The organism is Clostridium sp. CM74B_53, assembly GCF_036318045.1.
Lineage (GTDB): Bacteria > Bacillota > Clostridia > Lachnospirales > Lachnospiraceae > Pilosibacter.
The window spans coordinates 117781-136853 of record NZ_JAWQDE010000005.1; the positions used below are offsets into that span (position 1 = coordinate 117781).

General features: G+C 50.8%; 16 protein-coding genes. 15 read left to right on the plus strand and 1 reads right to left on the minus strand.

Annotated features, from left to right (window positions below; translation table 11 throughout):
- Positions 1–18 precede the first annotated feature (18 nt).
- From V2546_RS05930 to phoU, 12 genes are all read left to right on the plus strand, one after another.
- Complete coding sequence (locus V2546_RS05930) at positions 19–1995, plus strand: thiamine pyrophosphate-binding protein (protein WP_329751811.1); 1977 nt, start codon at positions 19–21, stop codon at positions 1993–1995.
- Between the two features lie 163 nt (positions 1996–2158).
- Positions 2159–3112 carry an NAD-dependent epimerase/dehydratase family protein gene (locus V2546_RS05935; protein ID WP_118530017.1) on the plus strand — a complete coding sequence of 318 codons (954 nt, stop codon included), beginning with the start codon at positions 2159–2161 and terminating at the stop codon, positions 3110–3112.
- A gap of 171 nt (positions 3113–3283) precedes the next feature.
- Entirely contained in the window at positions 3284–4243 is a 960-nt protein-coding gene (locus V2546_RS05940; RefSeq protein ID WP_118530015.1) for a glycosyltransferase family 2 protein, read from the plus strand.
- A complete protein-coding gene (locus V2546_RS05945) occupies positions 4240–6438 on the plus strand; it encodes a glycosyltransferase family 2 protein (protein ID WP_142411835.1) in 2199 nt (732 codons plus the stop codon). Before V2546_RS05940 ends, V2546_RS05945 begins: the two co-directional genes overlap by 4 nt.
- Complete coding sequence (locus tag V2546_RS05950) at positions 6435–7421, plus strand: glycosyltransferase family 2 protein (RefSeq protein WP_118530011.1); 987 nt, start codon at positions 6435–6437, stop codon at positions 7419–7421. Before V2546_RS05945 ends, V2546_RS05950 begins: the two co-directional genes overlap by 4 nt.
- A gap of 242 nt (positions 7422–7663) precedes the next feature.
- The gene (locus tag V2546_RS05955; protein ID WP_329751812.1) at positions 7664–9082 is read left to right on the plus strand and encodes an undecaprenyl-phosphate glucose phosphotransferase; all 1419 of its coding nucleotides are present in this window, start codon (positions 7664–7666) and stop codon (positions 9080–9082) included.
- 16 nt (positions 9083–9098) lie between these two features.
- Entirely contained in the window at positions 9099–10865 is a 1767-nt protein-coding gene (locus V2546_RS05960; RefSeq protein ID WP_329751813.1) for an LCP family glycopolymer transferase, read from the plus strand.
- Positions 10866–11316: 451 nt separating this feature from the next.
- Positions 11317–12264 (plus strand): phosphate ABC transporter substrate-binding protein, encoded by a 948-nt coding sequence (locus V2546_RS05965; RefSeq protein ID WP_215702085.1) that lies wholly within the window; start codon positions 11317–11319, stop codon positions 12262–12264.
- 162 nt (positions 12265–12426) lie between these two features.
- Entirely contained in the window at positions 12427–13410 is a 984-nt protein-coding gene (gene pstC / locus V2546_RS05970) for a phosphate ABC transporter permease subunit PstC (protein WP_118530007.1), read from the plus strand.
- A gap of 3 nt (positions 13411–13413) precedes the next feature.
- A complete protein-coding gene (pstA, locus tag V2546_RS05975) occupies positions 13414–14292 on the plus strand; it encodes a phosphate ABC transporter permease PstA (RefSeq protein WP_021905566.1) in 879 nt (292 codons plus the stop codon).
- A gap of 96 nt (positions 14293–14388) precedes the next feature.
- Positions 14389–15150, plus strand: coding sequence for a phosphate ABC transporter ATP-binding protein PstB (gene pstB, locus V2546_RS05980; protein ID WP_329751815.1), 762 nt, complete (start codon positions 14389–14391; stop codon positions 15148–15150).
- Positions 15151–15152: 2 nt separating this feature from the next.
- Positions 15153–15815 (plus strand): phosphate signaling complex protein PhoU, encoded by a 663-nt coding sequence (gene phoU / locus V2546_RS05985; RefSeq protein WP_118530003.1) that lies wholly within the window; start codon positions 15153–15155, stop codon positions 15813–15815.
- Between the two features lie 37 nt (positions 15816–15852).
- Here phoU and V2546_RS05990 read toward each other — a convergent pair whose 3' ends face one another.
- Positions 15853–16662 (minus strand): carbon-nitrogen hydrolase family protein, encoded by an 810-nt coding sequence (locus V2546_RS05990; protein ID WP_215702081.1) that lies wholly within the window; start codon positions 16660–16662, stop codon positions 15853–15855.
- Positions 16663–16894: 232 nt separating this feature from the next.
- Here V2546_RS05990 and V2546_RS05995 point away from each other — a divergent pair, with 232 nt between their 5' ends.
- Genes V2546_RS05995 through V2546_RS06005 form a run of 3 tightly spaced genes read left to right on the plus strand, consistent with a single transcriptional unit; the run spans position 16895 to position 18895 of the window.
- Complete coding sequence (locus V2546_RS05995) at positions 16895–17341, plus strand: ACT domain-containing protein (RefSeq protein WP_021905563.1); 447 nt, start codon at positions 16895–16897, stop codon at positions 17339–17341.
- A 4-nt stretch (positions 17342–17345) separates the two neighbouring features.
- Positions 17346–18557, plus strand: a complete 1212-nt coding sequence (locus tag V2546_RS06000) for a homoserine dehydrogenase (protein ID WP_118529999.1) — start codon at positions 17346–17348, stop codon at positions 18555–18557.
- Complete coding sequence (locus tag V2546_RS06005; RefSeq protein ID WP_118529997.1) at positions 18554–18895, plus strand: DUF2752 domain-containing protein; 342 nt, start codon at positions 18554–18556, stop codon at positions 18893–18895. The genes V2546_RS06000 and V2546_RS06005 overlap by 4 nt, the downstream gene beginning before the upstream one ends.
- The last annotated feature ends 178 nt before the right edge of the window (positions 18896–19073 follow it).

Below are 19073 nucleotides of genomic sequence, written 5' to 3' on the forward strand. Positions count from 1 at the left end.
GAGGAGAAGGTTTCACTTATGAGAATGAAAGTTTCTGATTATATTGCCCAGAAGCTGGTAGACGAGGGGATCACCGATGCATTTATGGTGACCGGAGGCGGTGCGATGCACCTGGATGACGGACTCGGACATCAGCCGGGACTTCACTGCTATTTTAACCACCATGAACAGGCATGCGCCATCGCTGCGGAGGCGTATGCGAGAATCCACAACAAGATCGCCGCGCTCTGCGTGACGACAGGCCCTGGCGGAACAAACGCGATCACGGGCGTTGTCGGCGGCTGGCTCGACTCGATCCCGATGCTCGTTTTATCCGGACAGGTCCGCTACGACACGACGGCCCACAGCACAGGTCTGGGGATCCGCGCGATGGGAGATCAGGAATTTGAGATCACAAAGGCAATCGACTGTATGACAAAGTACAGCGAGATGGTGCTGGATCCGATGCGGATCCGCTTCTGCCTGGAAAAGGCCCTTTATCTGGCACAGACAGGAAGACCTGGTCCGTGCTGGCTGGACATCCCGTTAAATGTCCAGGGCGCGTATATCGAGACGGAATCCTTACTGGGATTCGACAAAGATGATTACGAGGCGGGCGGCACCGGCTGGTCCGGACATGGAACCGGATGTTCCGGATGCACGATCTGCATGATGAATAAAATTGAAGGAAAACCGGCTATGATCCCGTCCGATGTGAGCGGACAGGGAGAAAAGCGCGTGAAACTTCCGGATCCTGTGACAGTAGAACAGGCGAGAGAGATCTTAAAGAAGGTCCGCGAGGCAAAACGTCCGGTGATCAATGCCGGAAACGGGATCCGGATCGGAAAAGCGTTTGATGTATTTACAAGAGTCGTGAAAAAGCTCGGGATCCCGGTTGTTACCTGCTGGAACAGCATCGACTGCATGTACGATACAGATCCGCTCTATGTGGGACGTGCCGGACATATGGGCGACCGCGCCGGAAACTTTGCGGTTCAGAACAGTGACCTCTTATTATCGCTGGGAAGCCGTCTTTCCATCCGCCAGGTTGGCTACAATTACCCGACATGGGCGAGAGCAGCGTATGTGATCTACAATGACATCGACGCGGAAGAGTTAAAGAAACCGACGGTCCACGTTGATATGCCGGTCCATGCGGACGTAAAGGATCTTCTCGAGAAGCTGGAACTCGTTCTCGATGAGGAAGAATTTGATCCGAACGGCGGTGCAAAGGACAAAGAGGCAGTGGACAGCTGGATCCGTCAGTGCCAGACCTGGAAAGAAAAATATCCGGTCGTTCTGCCGAAACATTATGAGGCCGGAGATGATGAGCCGGCAAACGTCTACGCGGCGATCAAGGAGATCAGCAAACGTGTGGAGGAGGATGTGATCACGGTTGTGGGCAACGGCTCCGCGTGCGTGGTAGGCGGACATGCCTATGAGATGAAGAAAGGACAGCGGTTTATCAGCAACTCTGCGATCGCTTCCATGGGTTACGACCTCCCGGCGGCGATCGGTGCATGGGTGGCGGACCATACAAAGGATATTATCCTTGTGACCGGTGACGGAAGCATCCAGATGAACCTTCAGGAACTCCAGACGATCATCCATCACCACATGGGGATCAAGATCTTCCTGATCAACAACGGCGGCTACCACTCCATCCGTCAGACCCAGAGGACCCATTTCCATGAGCCGCTCATCGGAATCGGCGTGGACAGCCATGACTTAAGCTTCCCGAGTATGGAGAAACTTGCCTGGGCTTACGGCTATCCGTATGTGGCGGCGCATCACAACAGCGAGCTTGGTGCTGCTGTGGAGAAGACACTTGCGACGGAAGGTCCGGTGATCTGTGAGATCTTTGTTGATATGAAGCAGGGATTTGAGCCAAAGGCATCTGCGAAGATGCTGCCGGACGGAACGATGGTATCTGTACCGCTTGAGGATCTTGCGCCGTTCCTTCCGGAGGAGGAACTCAAGGAGAATATGTATATCCCGCTGGTGGAAAATAAGTAGGTTTGTCAGTGACGCAGGTCTGCGCACTTGCTGCGCTGACCTTAATAAAGGATAGGAATGAAGGCAAAAATCCCATCGGCGCAGCCGATTTGGAATGGATTTTTGCTCGTAGCTGTGAAGGTACTGAACAGTTGCGTTTGCCAGAGGAAAGGGGCAGCATAATATGAATATCATCATGACAGGCGCGACGAGTTTTGTCGGCGCGGCGACAGTTCGGGAACTCTTGCGGAGAGGACATACGGTGACTGCCATCGCGCGCCCCGCGTCCTCAAAACTCGGCATGATCCTTGACGGAAACGAGGAGGCGCTTTTATCCGGGCGGCTTCTCGTGACTGAAAACGATCTCTCCGAGCCGGAACAGCTTCTGGAAAAAGTGACAAAGCCGCAGGATGTCTTCTGCCACTTCGGCTGGGGCGGTTCCGGAAGTGCGTCGAGAACAGACCGGGCGCTTCAGGAAAAAAATCTGGAGATCTCCCTGGAGACGATCCGGACTGCGAAGGCACTGGGATGTAAAAAGTTCCTGTTCTCCGGATCCCAGGCAGAATACGGAATGCACCGGGATCTGATCACGGAGGAGACGGCCTGCGAGCCGAAATCCCTCTACGGCGAAGCGAAGCTCGCGATGCGCGAAAAGGGCGAAACGCTCTGCGGGGAGCTCGGCCTGCGTTACATTCATGCGCGGATCTTCAGCGCCTACGGACCGGGAGACCACCCGTGGACGTTAGTCGAATCCTGTCTGGACGCATTTTTGAACAACAGGGAGATGTCCCTCGGCGCCTGCACGCAGAACTGGAATTTCCTCTATATCGATGATCTGGCGAGAGGAATGGCGGCGCTCTGCGAGGCGGAGGAAACGGCATTTGAGGGGATCTCAAATCCTGTCTTTAACTTCGGAGGCGCGGAGACAAAGGTATTAAAGGATTTCGTGGAGGAGATCCATACACGCTGCGGCGGAAAGGGCGAAACCCGATACAATACCCGCGGGGAAAATGCGGAAGGTCTGATCAACCTGATGCCGTCCATTGAGAAATTAAAGGCGGTGACGGGATGGAAGCCGGAAGTCGACTTTAAGACCGGCATTACCCGGATGATCGCACTCAGGAAAAGGACCGTATAGAGAGGAAAAACGGGGAAACTCGGGCAGGACCGGCTACGGTGGTGCATAGCGGATCCGGATCGACAAAAAATGCCGTGAACACTGCCCGGTATTGACAAAACAGAAAAAATGGTTACAATGATAAAAGTTAAAGATCAGGTAACAATTATTTAAGGAAGAAGAAAATATAACATGAAAAAAATCAGCGTTTTGATTCCATGCTATAACGAGGAGGAGAATGTCGTTCCGATCAGTGAAGCGGTCATCGGCATCATCACAAAAGAGCTGCCGCAGTACGACTACGAGCTGGTCTTTATCGACAATGACTCCACGGATAAGACGAGAGAACTGCTCAGGATGCTCTGTGCAAAGAACCCGAAGATCAAGGCGATCTTCAATGCGAGAAACTTTGGACAGTTCAACTCCCCATATTATGGAATCCTTCAGGTAACCGGTGACTGCGTGATCTCCATGGTCGCAGATTTCCAGGATCCGGTGGAATTGATCCCGAAGTATGTCCATGAATGGGAGAATGGCTATAAGATCGTTATCGGGATCAAGACGAGCAGCAAAGAAAATCCGGTCATGTACTGGCTCAGAAGCTGCTATTACAAACTGATCCGTAAATTGTCTGATGTAGAGCAGATCGAACATTTCACGGGATCCGGTCTCTATGACAGACAGTTTATCGAAGTGTTAAGAAATTTGAATGATCCGACTCCGTTCCTTCGCGGAATTGTCGCGGAGCTTGGATTTAAGAGAAAAGAGATCCCGTATGAACAGCCGAAGCGCCGCGCGGGGAAGACTCACAATGACTTCTATAAATTATACGATGCGGCGATGTTAAGCTTCACCTCCTACACGAAAGCGGGACTGCGCCTTGCGACATTCTTTGGCGCATTTTGCGGCGGGATCAGTTTTCTTGTCGGAATGGTATATCTGATCATGAAGCTCCTCTACTGGGACCGCTTTGCGGCAGGTATGGCGCCGCTTCTGATCGGAATGTGTTTCCTTGGTTCGGTCCAGATCTTCTTTATCGGACTGCTCGGCGAGTATATCATGAGCATCAATACCCGTGTGATGCACCGTCCGCTTGTTGTCGAGGAGGAGCGGATCAATTTTGACACGCCGGCTGCGCAGGAGGAAGTATGAAATACAGTGTTGAAGTGATGAGAGTCCGTGAGCAGACGATCCAGTTAAATGGCTGGGCTGTGGAAAATGACCCGGATTCCGTGATCACATACCGGATCGAGGACGAAGCGGGGAATCCGGTGGATGCGAAGATCGTTCCGACAAGGCGGGACGACGTGAGCCAGATCTACTACAAAAAGATCATCGACCGCGATCTCGGGTTTGATATCCGTTTCCCGTATGAACATGGAAAGATCTACTATCTTGTAATCTGCGGGGAGAAGAAGACGACTCGCGTGAAATACAGCGATATGATGATCCGCAAAAAGACAGGAGCGGCGAACCGCAAAGTCCAGAAACTCATGAACCTGATGAATATGGAGACGGTTCATGTTGCCTGGGATTTCCTGAAAGAGAATGGTCTGAAGGCCCTGATCTTAAAATCAAAGCATAAGATCCAGGGAATCGATGACGATTACGACTACGCAGAGTGGTGGAATCTCACAAAACCGTCGGAGGAAGAGCTGGAAGCGCAGAAAAAAGAGACCTTTGAGTATATGCCGAAGTTCTCCATCGTGATCCCAGTCTATAAGACTCCGGAGAAGTTTTTAAAGGAAATGCTGGATTCCATCGTGGAGCAGACCTACGCAAACTGGGAACTCTGCATCGCGGACGGCAGTCCGGCCGGAGAGAGCGTTGAGAATGTATTAAAGAAATATGCGGAGAAGGATTCCAGGATCCGGTATAAGGTTCTGGGCGAAAATCTCGGAATTTCCGGTAATACCAACGCGGCTCTCGAGATGGCGGAGGGCGATTTTGTTGTCCTTGCGGACCATGATGACCGTCTGACACCGAATGCGCTCTTCGAGTGCGCGAAAAAACTGAATGAAAACAGATCATGTGATGTCCTCTATTCCGATGAGGACAAGCTGGATATGGATGGAGATGAACTGTTTGACCCGCATTTTAAGCCGGATTTCAATCCAGACCTTCTGACGAGCGTCAACTATATCTGCCATCTGTTCGTGGTGAAGAAAGAACTGCTTGATAAAGTCGGCGGTTTCCGGGCGGAGTATGACGGAGCCCAGGATTATGACTTTATCTTCCGCTGTACGGAGAATGCAGAGAAGATCTGCCATATCCCGAAGGTCTTATACCACTGGCGCTGCCATCCGAATTCCACGGCGAGCAACCCGGAGAGCAAGCTTTACGCCTTCACAGCCGGTTCCCGCGCGATCATGGACCACTATAAGAGAGTGGGGATCGAGGCGGAGAAAGTGGAAAAAGGCGTGGACTACGGCATTTATCACACGACATTTAAGATCAAGGGAGATCCGCTTGTCTCCGTGATCATCCCGAACAAGGACCACACCGTCGATCTCGACAACTGTATCCGCCCGATGCTGACGGAAGGGACGTACAAGAACCTCGAGTTTGTCATCGTGGAGAACAACAGCACGGAACAGGCGACATGGACTTACTATGAGAAGATCCAGAAGGAATTCCCGAATGTACACGTTGTCCGCTGGGAGCGGGAGTTCAACTACTCCGCGATCAACAACTTCGGCGTACAGCATGCAAAGGGCGAATACCTTCTGTTCATGAACAACGATATCGAGCTGATCGCAAAGAACTTTGTCGAGGAGATGCTCGGCTTTGCCCAGAGAGAGGACGTCGGAATTGTCGGCGCAAGACTTCTCTATGAGGATGATACGATCCAGCACGCCGGCGTTGTCATCGGATTCGGCGGCATCGCGGGACACACGTTTATCGGTCTCCACAAATCTGAGAACAGCTACTTCAACCGGGCAATGTGCGCCCAGGATTACAGCGCCGTCACAGCGGCCTGCATGATGAGCAAGCGCTCCGTATTTGACGCCGTGGGCGGATTTACGGAGGAACTTGCCGTCGCATTCAATGATATCGACTACTGCATGAAGGTCAGAAAGCTCGGAAAACTCGTGGTCTATGCTCCGTATGCGGTGCTGCATCATTACGAATCGAAGTCCCGCGGTCTTGAGGATACTCCGGAGAAAGTGGCGAGATTCAACCGCGAGATCGCAACCTTCGCGAAGCGCTGGCCGGATATCTTAAAGAACGGAGATCCTTATTACAACCCGAACCTGACGCTGCGGAAATCAAATTTTGCTCTGCGGGACCTGAAAAAGGAGAAGATCGGGGAACCATATAAACTGGAGGTACCGTTAGACGAATGAAGACAACGATCATAATCCCGAATTATAACGGACTCTCGTTTATGGAACCGTGCTTTGAGGCTCTGGATAGACAGACGACAAAGGATTTTAAGATCCTTGTGGTGGACAACGGATCCACGGACGGAAGTGTGGAGTGGCTGAAGGAGAAACAGATCCCGTCGATCTTTCTTCCGGAGAACACCGGCTTTTCCGGTGCGGTCAATGTCGGGATCAAGGCGGCGGATACTCCGTATGTGATCCTCTTAAATAACGATACGAAAGTGGCTCCGCACTATGTGGAAGCGTTGGAGCGGGCCATGGACCGGTCGGAGAAGATCTTTTCCGTCAGCAGCAAGATGATCCAGATGTATCATCCGGATCTCATGGACGATGCCGGAGATATGTACAGCGTTCTCGGCTGGGCATTCCAGCGAGGCGTTGGACGTCCGGAAGGTCTTTATAAAAAAAGCTGCCGCGTGTTTACGGCCTGTGCCGGCGCGGCGATCTACCGCAGGGAAGTGTTTGAGACGATCGGATACTTCGATGAGATGCACTTCGCGTACCTTGAGGATATCGATGTGGGATATCGTGCGAAGCTTTACGGATATGACAATGTGTTCTGTCCGGAAGCGGTGGTGTACCATGTGGGAAGCGGGACCAGCGGTTCCAAATATAACTCCTTCAAGGTAAAACTTGCGGCGAGAAACAATGTCTATTTAAATTATAAGAATATGCGGGGGTGGCAGCTGCTCTTGAATTCCCCGTGTCTTCTGGCCGGTACTTTTGTGAAATTCCTGTTCTTTAAGAAGATGGGATTCGGAAAAGATTATGTGGCCGGGTTCCTTGAGGGGATCAGAACACTGAAAAACTGTAAGCGTGTTCCTTCCTTTAAGGGAAGATTAAAGCGGGAGATCGGGATCCAGATCGAGCTGATCGCCGGCACCGCAGTTTATATTTATGAGTTTTCCAGGAGACAGGCAGCAAAGCTGAAAGTCAAAGCCTGAATTGCAATTCAACGGTTGCTGCAGTGCGCGGACAGGGAATGTCCGCGTACTGTAACCGATATTTTACGGAAATCTCAGATTTTCTTAAGAAAACGTTTATTTGCAAACAGGAAAAATTTATGTATACTATGTATGCATAATTTTACGATGGCGGTACTATGCTCTGACCGGGCTGTCACCATTACAATGCTGCGGAACAATAAAACCGGCAGCATTTTCCTTGGAAAACAGGGTGAAATCATATGATCAAAGACAATCAAAAGAGCCTCAACCGTTTTCATGTGGTGCTTGATGCCTGCGTGACCGCGTTCTCTTATCTGCTCGCATGGTTTATCGTGATCGGAAGCGGATGGGCGAACCAGCTTGGAAAACGGACACTTGAGGTCGGATTTTATTTTGGCGCGCTGCTCGTTATTATTCCGGCGTATCTGCTTTTGTACTCCTTATTTGGACTGTACAGCCCAAAGCGTGTGCTTGGGCGCAGAAACGAATTCGGAAAGATCTTTAAGGCAAACTCGATCGGATTTTTAATTTTCGGTCTTGTCCTGTACCTGGGAAGAAAAGAGCCGCACCTCTACAACTTCTCCCAGAGGCTGGTTGTATATTTCTACGTTCTGAACGTGGCATTTATGACGATCGAGCGGAACGGGATCCGGATCGTGCTCCGGTCCATGCGCTCGAAAGGATACAATCAGAAACATATCCTTTTGGTGGGATATTCCTCCGCGGCAGAAGGTTTTATCGACCGGGTGAATAAGAATCCGGAATGGGGATACAGGATCCGCGGGATCATTGATGATACGAAGGAACGCGGAAGTGAGTATAAGGGAGTTAAGGTCATCGGCTGTGTCGAGGACCTTGATTATATTTTAGAGCAGAACAGTCTCGATGAGATCGCCGTTACACTGAGCCTTGGCGAATATGAAAAGCTCCGCCATATTGTTGCGCTCTGTGAAAAATCCGGCGTACACACGAAATTTATCCCGGATTATGGGAATATTATCCCGACGATCCCCTATATGGAGGATCTCCAGGGACTACCGGTGATCCATATCCGCCGTGTTCCGCTAAATGATCCGGTGAATGCAGCGATCAAGAGAGCTGTGGATATCGTGGGTGCGATCGTGGGGATCGTTTTATTCTCCCCGATCATGCTGATCGTGGCACTGCTCATCAAACTGACATCTCCGGGACCGATCATTTTCTGTCAGGAACGGGTCGGACTTCACAACCGCCCGTTTAAGATGTATAAGTTCCGTTCCATGACGGTCCAGGATCCAAGTAAGGAAAAGAGCCGCTGGACGACAAAGGGAGATGCCCGTGTAACTCTCATCGGAAAAATCATCCGCCGTACAAGCATCGATGAGGTTCCACAGTTTTTCAATATTCTCATGGGGGATATGAGTCTTGTGGGACCGAGACCGGAACGGCCGTTTTTCGTTGAAAAATTTAAGGAAGAAATCCCGAGATATATGATCAAACATCAAGTCCGTCCCGGTCTTACCGGTTGGGCACAGGTGAATGGTTATCGTGGAGATACCTCGATCATTAAGCGGATCGAGCACGATCTCTACTATATCGAGAACTGGACGCTTGGTCTTGATTTCAAGATCATGTTCTTAACAGTTTTCAAGGGATTCATCAATAAAAACGCTTACTAATACGAGGACAAATGACATGAATTATGAAGACGAATTAGACCGTTCGCGCGCAAGAAAAAGCAGACGGCGTGAGAGCGAAAGAGAGACAGCTGCAAAGCATCATTCCCACGAGACAGAAAATCTGTATTCCATGAGTGCGGATCCGGGAAGCCGGGCAGGGCGCGCAGCAGCGAAGAGCCATGGCGCAGGTTCCCATAACCACAAGAGACGCAAAAACGGAAACAAAAAGAAAAAGATCATCATCGGTGTTCTGATCGCACTGATCGTTCTGGTGCTTGGGTTCTCCGGAGCTGTCTACGCATATATCCAGCACAACTTCGGAAAAATGAACGGACAGAATGAGTTCGATCTGAAAGATGTTCTGAATGAGAATATCTCTCTGGAAATGAGGGATAAGATGGAAAAAGGATACTGGACCATCGCCGTGTTTGGTCTGGATTCCCGTGACGGATCGACCGGAAAGGGAAGCCAGTCCGACGTTATCATGATCGCAAACTTAAATCGTGAGACAGGTGAGATCAAACTGGCATCCGTATTCCGTGATACTTACCTGAATGTGAGTGACAAAAACACATATAATAAGATCAACGCGGCATACGCTCTTGGCGGTCCGGAACAGGCGGTCAAGGCACTGAATAAAAACCTGGATCTCAATATCACACACTATGTTGCATTCAACTGGAAAGCAGTCGCGACTGCAATCAATATCCTTGGCGGTGTTGATATCGATATCAGTAAATCTGAGTTTTATTATATTAACGCATTTATCACAGAGACTGTAAAAGGTACCGGAATCGGATCTGTTCAGTTGAAGAGCGCCGGTGTGAACCACTTAGACGGTGTCCAGGCCGTTGCTTACGGACGTCTCCGTCTGATGGACAGTGACTACGCGCGTACCGAGCGTCAGAGACTTGTCATCCAGAAGGCATTTGAGAAGGCAAAGAAAGCAGATTTCGCGACCTTAAACAGCCTTGTGGGAAATATGTCCGCAATGTGTGCAACAAACATCAATGTCAATGATCTTCTTCCGATGGTGAAGAATATCACAAAGTATCATCTCGGCGACAGCATGGGATTCCCGGCAGCACGCGGAGAGAAGAAGATCAAGATCGGAAAAAACAACGCGGCCTGCGTTATCCCGCAGACGCTTGTCAGCAACGTGACAAGTCTCCATAACTTCCTCTATGCGGAGGAGAACTACACACCGTCGAGCACTGTTCAGACGATCAGCAGCAAGATCGCCTCGGCTACAGGACTCAGCAAGGCAGGCAAGGAGATCGACCATGTAGCGACTGATCAGGGCTATATCCCGAAGGGAGCGACAGAGTCTACGACACTTTCTGCCGAGGAAGAGAGCAAGAAGGAGAGTCAGGAAGAGTCCCAGATGGAATCCATGCTCAATGAGTCGAGAAAAGAATCGGAGAGCACAAAGGAGACTGAGACGGGACCAGATGGAAAGCCGATCGAGACTTCTTCCGGAAGTCATGAGAGCAGCAACGCGGCTTATGAGACGGATGAGCATGGAAATATCTATGTGAAACCGACGGAGAGTCATGCGGCGAGCCCGACGGATGAAGCAGAGACCTCCACAGAGGCATTCCATCCATCAAATCCGCAGGAGACAACAGCGGAAGTTCCGGTCGGACCGGGATATGAGCATTCCACCGCGGCAGTACCGGAGGCGACAACGAGCGCCGGTCCGGCATCCCAGTCAGAAGCACAGAGCTCCGTGACGGTTCCAGGCGGTGCAGTCGCACCGGAAGGTCCGGCAGCAGGAGTATAAGGAGCGCAGGAGGGCCGGAAAGCCGCTCCTGTAGGATCATGGTGATCGAATGGCTGCGGGAAGCTGCTATGGCGGACCGAGAATGTAAAAAGTTCAGGATCATAAAGAGAAAAGACGCATCGTCTGATGAGTCCGGAGTGAAAATTCCGGGCGGTCAGGCGGTGCGTTTTTTTCTGTATTTACGCGAACAACGAGCCAAAGTCCGCGCTTGCGCGAGACCTTGGCGACTGTCGGGATAACAAGGGGAAACTCGCGAAGCGTGTTTTCACTTGTTTGAGAGAACTGGTTTTACCCGGCTATATTTTTAAACGAAATTTTGAATTTACAATTTACATAGATTATACAAACTAGTTACCGAATCATGGTTTTTGCATTTTTTGTTTCGTGATAAAAATATTACTGTACAGAGAAAGAAAAAACAAAAACAAAGACCTTTGAGGAGGAGAAGATTATGAAAACAGGAAAAGTAATGGCACTTGCAGGTGCAGGAGTTTTAGCAGTCAGCATGATGACAGGATGCGGAAGCAGCAGTACAGCATCCACAACAGCAGCAGCGACAACAGCGGCAGCAGCAGAGACAACAAAAGAAGCAGCGACAGCAGCAGAGAAAACTGCAGATCTTACAGGATCAATTACAGCGGCAGGTTCTTCCGCATTAAAACCGCTGGTTGATGATGCGGCAGACATGTTTATCGAGAAATACCCGGACGTTTCCATCACGATCGATGCAGGCGGATCCGGAGAGGGCTTAAAGCAGGTTTCCGAGGGAACCGTAAATATTGGTAACTCCGATGTTGAGGCATCCGCAAAGCTTGACGAAGCACAGGCAAAAGAGCTTGTTGATCATCAGGTATGCGTAGTCACAATGGCTCCAATCGTAAATAACGATGTAAAAGAAGGCGGCGTTGAGGATCTTACAAAACAGCAGCTCATCGACATATTCACAGGAAAGACAACAAACTGGAAAGAGGTTGGCGGACCGGATGAGAGCATTGTCCTTGTAACAAGACCGACATCTTCCGGTACAAGAGCAACCTTCCAGAAATACGCGCTTGACGGAAACGAGGAAGCTTCCAACACTTCCATGGAAACAGATGATTCCGGTGTTCTTCTTCAGAATGTAAAAGATACGAAGGGTGCGATCGGATATGTAGCACTTTCTTATCTGACAGGTGATGCGGGAGTTGCAACCGTAGCGATCGATGGCGCAGAGCCGACACTTGAAAATACATACGCTGGAAAATATCCGGTATGGACATTTGAGCATATGTACACAAAGGGTGAGCCGGACGAAGTTGTAAGCGCATTCCTTGACTACATCATGTCCGATGAGTACGGCGCAAAGATGGAATCCTTAGGATACGGCGTATCTTCCAAGATGACAAATACCGAGCATTAAGACAAAACTTAAGACCGGGCAGTGAGCCATGATCCGACCGTATGAAAGAAAAAGAGGACATGGACAAGAGAACTGCGAAACAAGGGCGGGGCAGACGAATCTGGCCCGCCCCGATATGATTTATGATAGAATTTGCTTCGAATATAGGAAGCAGGAGGACTTATGAAGAATGGTAAAGAAAAAAGCATGTTCGTCAGAGAATATCTGTGGCGGGATCTGATGACCGTCTGTGGACTGTTCGTAATTCTTCTGACGATCGTGATCGGCGCGTTCCTTGTATACAAGGGATCATCCACATTCCTGGTTTACAGACATTCCTTCCTGGAATTCTTAGGATCTGCAGACTGGGCACCGGAGGACAATATGGCAGGCGGCGGCAGCATCGGTGCGCTGATCTTCATCGCTGGGTCGCTCTGCACCTGCGGCCTGGCGCTTCTCATCGCGACTCCGTTTTCCCTGGGATCAGCGATCTTCATCACGGAGATCTCCCCGGAGTTTGGCGAGAAATTCTACCGCCCGGTAGTCGAGATCTTCGCCGGGATCCCGTCTGTTGTCTATGGCTGGGTGGGACTTACGGTGCTTGTACCGGCGATCAAGATCTTGTTTGACCGTCAGGTGGGACATTCCATCTTGGCAGCAGGTCTGGTCTTAGCGGTCATGATCTTCCCGACGATCACAAGTGTTGCGGCGGATGCCCTTCACTCCGTACCGAAGGAATGCAGAATGGCGGCGTACGGACTCGGCTCTACCCGCTGGCAGACCATATACCGGATCGTAGTTCCGGCGGCAGCGCCTGGAATCATTTCCGGTGTGATCTTAGGTCTCGCGAGAGCCTTCGGTGAGGCCCTGGCGGTTGCCATGGTCATCGGTCAGACAACAGCGCTTCCCACAAGCATTTTTTCAACGACAAAGACTCTGACCACCGAGATCGCGGCCCAGATGGGCAACGCCATGGAGGGCGGCGAGATGAAATCCGCCCTCTGGACCATGGCACTGTTGTTATTTGCAATCTCCCTGTTCTTCATCTTCCTGATCCATCATGTGACAGCGGTAAAGCCGGAGAAAGAAGAAAAAACAAGCACTTCTGTGAAAACCAGCACGACGGCAGTGCCGGTAAAGCAGTTCGCAGCAAAGGGGGAAAATTAGACCATGGAAAGTAAGATCAGACGTTCACGCGGTGTGGACCGCGTTATGACAGTCATTTTCTACCTGGTTGCGATCTTCTTCTTCGCTCTTCTGATCGGCTTTGCGGGCAAGGTCATCATCGGCGGTCTCATGGGGGCAAAGCCGGAGATGTTCCGCTTCGCGAGAAAAGGAAGCATCGGAAACCAGTTGTTCAACACGATCTATCTCGTATTTATCTCCCTGCTGGTATCCATCCCCCTCGGTGTCTGCGCCGGAATTTATCTGGCCATGTACGCGAAACAGGGAAAAATGACAAAGTTTCTGAGAATGTGTATCGAGACACTTTCTTCCCTTCCGTCCATCGTTGTGGGCCTGTTCGGATACCTGGTATTCCTCGTATTCTTCGGAATGGGAAAGAGCCTGATGGCGGGTGCCCTCTCCGTATCGATCCTGACACTTCCGCTTATCACGACGACCACCGAGGATGCCATCAAGGGACTCCCGGCGGGATATTTTCAGGCGAGTTTAGGTCTTGGAGCGACAAAATGGCAGTCCATCTTCCATGTACTTCTCCCGGCATGTCTCCCGCGCATCATGACAGGCGTCATCCTGGCGGCGGGACGTGGATTCGGTGAGGCGGCAGCGCTCCTCTACACCACAGGATCCGGAAGTGACCTGCGCTGGGGCAACTGGAACCTGGCAGCCCCGACCTGCCCGTTCAACCCGTTCCGCCCGGCAGAGACATTGTCGATCCAGATCTGGAACCTTCAGGTAAACGGTCAGGATAAGGCACTGGCGAACACCGCCTCCGCGGTCCTTATGATCCTGGTTCTGGCATTCAGCATCGGTGCGAATGTGTGGAGCCATCATCTGAAGAAAAAGAGCTCCGGCGAGGCAGCGTAAGAAACATTCGGAAAAGGACCTCAATGACAGATTCTTGAGGGAGAAGTAATGAAACTTTGAGGATGGCATATGAGAGTTTTAGAGAGGAAAACATATATGACTGATATGAAACCGAAATTTGATATCGAAAAGCTGAATCTGCATTACGGCTCGTTCCATGCGCTTAAGGACATCAACATGCAGATCAGCGCCCATGAGATCACCGCGTTCATCGGACCGTCCGGCTGCGGAAAATCTACATTTTTAAAGACATTGAACCGGATGAACGATCTTGTGGAGAATGTAAAGATCGACGGAAAAGTGGAGCTTGACGGACAGAACATCTTTAAGGATATGGACGCCATCACACTGCGCCACAAGGTCGGCATGGTATTCCAGCAGCCAAACCCGTTCCCGAAGAGTATTTACGACAACATCGCCTATGGCCCGAGGATCTTCGGGATCACGAGAAAGGCGGATCTCGACGAGATCGTTGAGAAAAGCCTGCGTCAGGCGGCGATCTGGGATGAGCTTAAGGACCGCTTAAATAAGAGTGCCCTGGGACTCTCCGGCGGACAGCAGCAGAGACTCTGCATCGCAAGAACTCTGGCAGTAGAGCCGGAGGTTATCCTGATGGATGAGCCGACCTCTGCTCTGGATCCGATCTCCACATCAAAAATTGAAGATCTGGCGATGGAGTTAAAGGATAAGTACACGATCGTGATCGTCACCCACAACATGCAGCAGGCAGCGCGTATTTCTGATAAGACCGCGTTCTTCCTGTTAGGTGAGGTCGTCGAGTACAATAATACAGGCGATCTGTTCGCGAACCCGAGAGATGAGCGCACAGAGAGTTACATCACAGGGAGGTTTGGCTGATTATGAGAGATGCATTTTTAAAACAGTTGGAAGAGCTGCATAAGATGCTCGCGGAGATGGGAAATCTTTGCGAGAGCATGATCGACGGAGCGTACGAGGCACTGATGAACATGGATCGGGAACAGGCAGCGAAGATTCTGGCAGCGGACGCGAATGTCGATTTAAAGGAGAGGGACATCGAGAGCAAATGCTTGAAGCTCCTGTTAGAGCAGCAGCCAGTGGCAAGTGATCTCAGAACGATTTCCTCCACCTTAAAAATGATCACGGATCTGGAGCGGATCGGTGATCAGGCAGGCGATATCGCTGAGATCGTAAAGACGACCGATCTTTCCGCTCCGGTAAAGGCCACAAGACTTGGCGAGATGGCAAAAGCCGTTGCATCTATGGTTCGTGAGAGCATCGAGAGCTTTGCAAACGGAGATCTCAAAAAGACAAAAGAAGTTATTGAATACGATGATGTGATCGATAACCTTTTTAATGAGGTCAAAAAAGAACTTGCCGATGGTATCTTAAACGGTGAGGCAACTCAGGAACAGATTCTTGATGTCTTGATGATCGCCAAATATCTGGAGCGGATCGGTGACCATGCAACAAATATTGCGGAGTGGGCGGAGTACGCGATCACCGGTGTTCATCGCAATAGTGAGATGGAAGAGCATCTGTAAGCATAAAAAGGAAACTTAAACGAATGGAGAACCTGATTTACAGATTCTCCATTCGTGTTTTCAGAAGTGGAAGCTGCTCCCGGACGGACGTGATCTCGTCAAGATCAATGGTAGTGATCTGCATTCCCTCGTGCTCATCCATCTGATTTAAGACTCTGCCCCATGGGGAGACAGCGATAGAGTGACCGAAGGCCTGATAGGAGGCGGAGAGATCTCTCGCCGGAGAAGTTCCGAAGACAAAAATCTGGTTGTCCAGAGCGCGGGCACGGAAGGTAAGCTCCCAGTGTGCCGGTCCGGTAGTCATATTGAAGGCTGCCGGAACAAGGACGATATCAGCACCTTCCAGCACCATCCGTCGGAAGATCTCCGGAAAGCGTATATCGAAACAGATGCAGAGACCGATTTTTCCAAATTCCGTGTCGAATACGGTAGCGGAGTCTCCGGGAGTCAGAGTATCAGATTCTTTAAAATACTGTCCGCCTTTTACATCAATGTCGAAGAGGTGGACTTTTCTGTGGCGGGCAATCTGCTTTCCACTTCGGTCAAAGACATAGGCGGTATTGAAAACATGTCCGTCCTGGTCACATTCCGGGACGGATCCGGCGGAAAAGTAGATCCCGAATTCCTTTGCAAGGTCAGAGAGCGCCTGCCAGACCGGTCCGCCTGCTTTTTCTGCATAAACAGGGAAATTCGGTGTTTCATAGGGGCAGTTGAACATTTCCGGAAGGCAGACGAGATCTGCGCCGGAATTTTTTGCTTTCTGGATCAGAGGGCGCAGAGCCTCGATGTTCTGCATTTTATCGGAAAATACGTGGGTCTGAAGCTGGGCGATGGTCATGGATGACATATGGAAACCTCCTTAGGTTTAATATGAATTAAGTGTAAGTCCTGCAAAGGAGAAATGTCAAGCGGCAGGGGCAAACACACAAACATCTGCTTGCATAAGCATCCAAAATATGCTAAGATTCTTGCGTACACATGTTTTTCTGGGACGCACATATGGTAACGTGCCAGAGCAATGGACGAAAAGTATGATTTCGGTAATAAAAAAGAAATTTTTAGCTTGCGAGGTCTGATATATGGAGAAAAAAAACAAGTATTATGTGGTTCGTGACAAAGCGCTGCCGGAAGTCCTTCAGAAAGTCGTTGAGGTGAAACGTCTCCTCGAGGCGGACAAAAACATGACGGTGCAGGAGGCGGCGGAACAGGTCGGTTTAAGCCGCAGTTCCTTCTATAAGTATAAGGATGATATTCTTCCGTTTTCCGACAACACGAGAGGAAAGACAGTGACACTTGTGACCCAGATGATGGACGAGCCGGGGCTTCTGTCTGACCTGCTCCACATCGTTGCGGATTACCGCGCGAATATCCTTACGATCCACCAGACGATCCCGGTAAACGGATCCGCGACGGTAACGCTCAGCGTGGAAGTTCTCTCAGATACGGGAAATGTTGCCGGTATGGTTGAGGAGATCGAGCACTTAAAGGGCGTGCAGAACGTAAAAATTTTAGGAGTGGAGAAATAGACGGATGAAAGCGGCAATTATGGGATACGGAACCATCGGTTCTGGCGTGTATGAGGTTCTTGACAAGAACTGCAAAAGCGTAGAGAAAAAGGCTGGAGAGCCGATCGAAGTAAAATATATCCTGGATCTCAGGGAGTTTCCGGGAAGTCCTGTGGAGAAGCTTGTGATCCATGATGTGGAACAGATCGTAAATGACCCGGAGATCGGGATCGTTGTGGAGACCATGGGCGGAACAAAACCGGCCTACGAGTTTGTAAAGCGCTGCCTGCTCGCGGGAAAGCATGTGGTGACTTCCAATAAGGCACTGGTTGCGGCCCATGGGACAGAGCTGATCCGGATCGCCGCGGAAAAGAACATCAGCTTCTTGTTTGAGGCAAGTGTCGGCGGCGGTATTCCGATCATCCGCCCGCTTGTGGAGAGCCTCGGCGGCGAGGAGATTTTAGAAATCTCCGGTATCTTAAACGGAACGACAAACTACATCCTCACAAAGATGAATGAAGAGGGATGGAGCTTCGAGGAGGCGTTAAAGCGCGCCCAGGAATTGGGCTACGCGGAGCGCAACCCGGAGGCAGATATTGAAGGATATGACACCTGCAGAAAGATCGCGATCCTGACTGCGGTCGCAACAGGAAAAGAAGTAAACTACGAGGAGATCCCGACCCAGGGAATCACAAAAATCACTTCCATGGATTCCAGCTACGCGGCACATATGGGTGCGGCGATCAAGCTCTTCGGAACCAGCGTGAATAAAGATGGAAAGATCTATCTGGAGGTCGCGCCGGTCCTCGTGGATGCGAAAGACCCGCTGTATGCGGTGACAGATGTGTTCAACGGAATCCTCGTTGTGGGAAATATGCTGGGTGCGTCCATGTTCTATGGAAGCGGAGCAGGAAAACTGCCGACAGCCAGCGCCGTTGTCGGGGATATGATCTCCGCAGTCCGCTTCGGCGATGAGCCGGAGAAGATCGGCTGGAGCAGCGAGAAGCTTGAGGTACATCCGGCGGCTGAGCTTTCCAGAAAGTACTTTGCACGGTTTGAGGGTTCTGAGAGAGCAAAGAAAGAGGCCGTTGCGGCAGCTTTCGGTGACGTGAAATTTGTGACACTGGAAGGAAAAGATGAGTTCGCGGTTCTGACCGGTGAGATGACAGGGGAAGAGTTCGACGCGGCAGCAGCAAAGGTCGGTGGACTGCGCCAGAAGATCGCAGCCAGATTATGATCCCGACATGGTTCCAGATGCCATGCCTGTTTCAGAGGATGACCGGGCTTTACTGTCCGGGATGCGGGGGAACGAGAGCCGTCCGGGCACTCCTTTCAGGGCATCCGGTACTAAGTTTTCTGTACCATCCGGTGGTGCCGTATATGGCATCGGTAGCTGTGTGGGCTGCGGTTTCCTGGATCCTGTATTTTGCCACGGGAAACAGGAGATTCCGACCGGAGTTGGATGACCGGATCGCTTACGCAGCGGCGGGGATCGTGATCTTAAATTTTATCATAAAAAACGGACTTCTGGTATTCGCCGGGATCGATGTGATCGGGCGGCTGCCGGGGGTGTGAGAATAGGGAGAAGACCTGGAGTGGGTACCGAAAGTGGTATCTGCGCCGGGTCTTCTTTGCATATAAGCGTAGGCTTGTAGCGGCCAGGGACGGGCAGGCGGCTGCTCGCAAATCCGTTCGCCACAGTTTTGACGCAGAAATGCCCGGTTTTGCGTGCCTTCTTTCACAGTTTGAACAC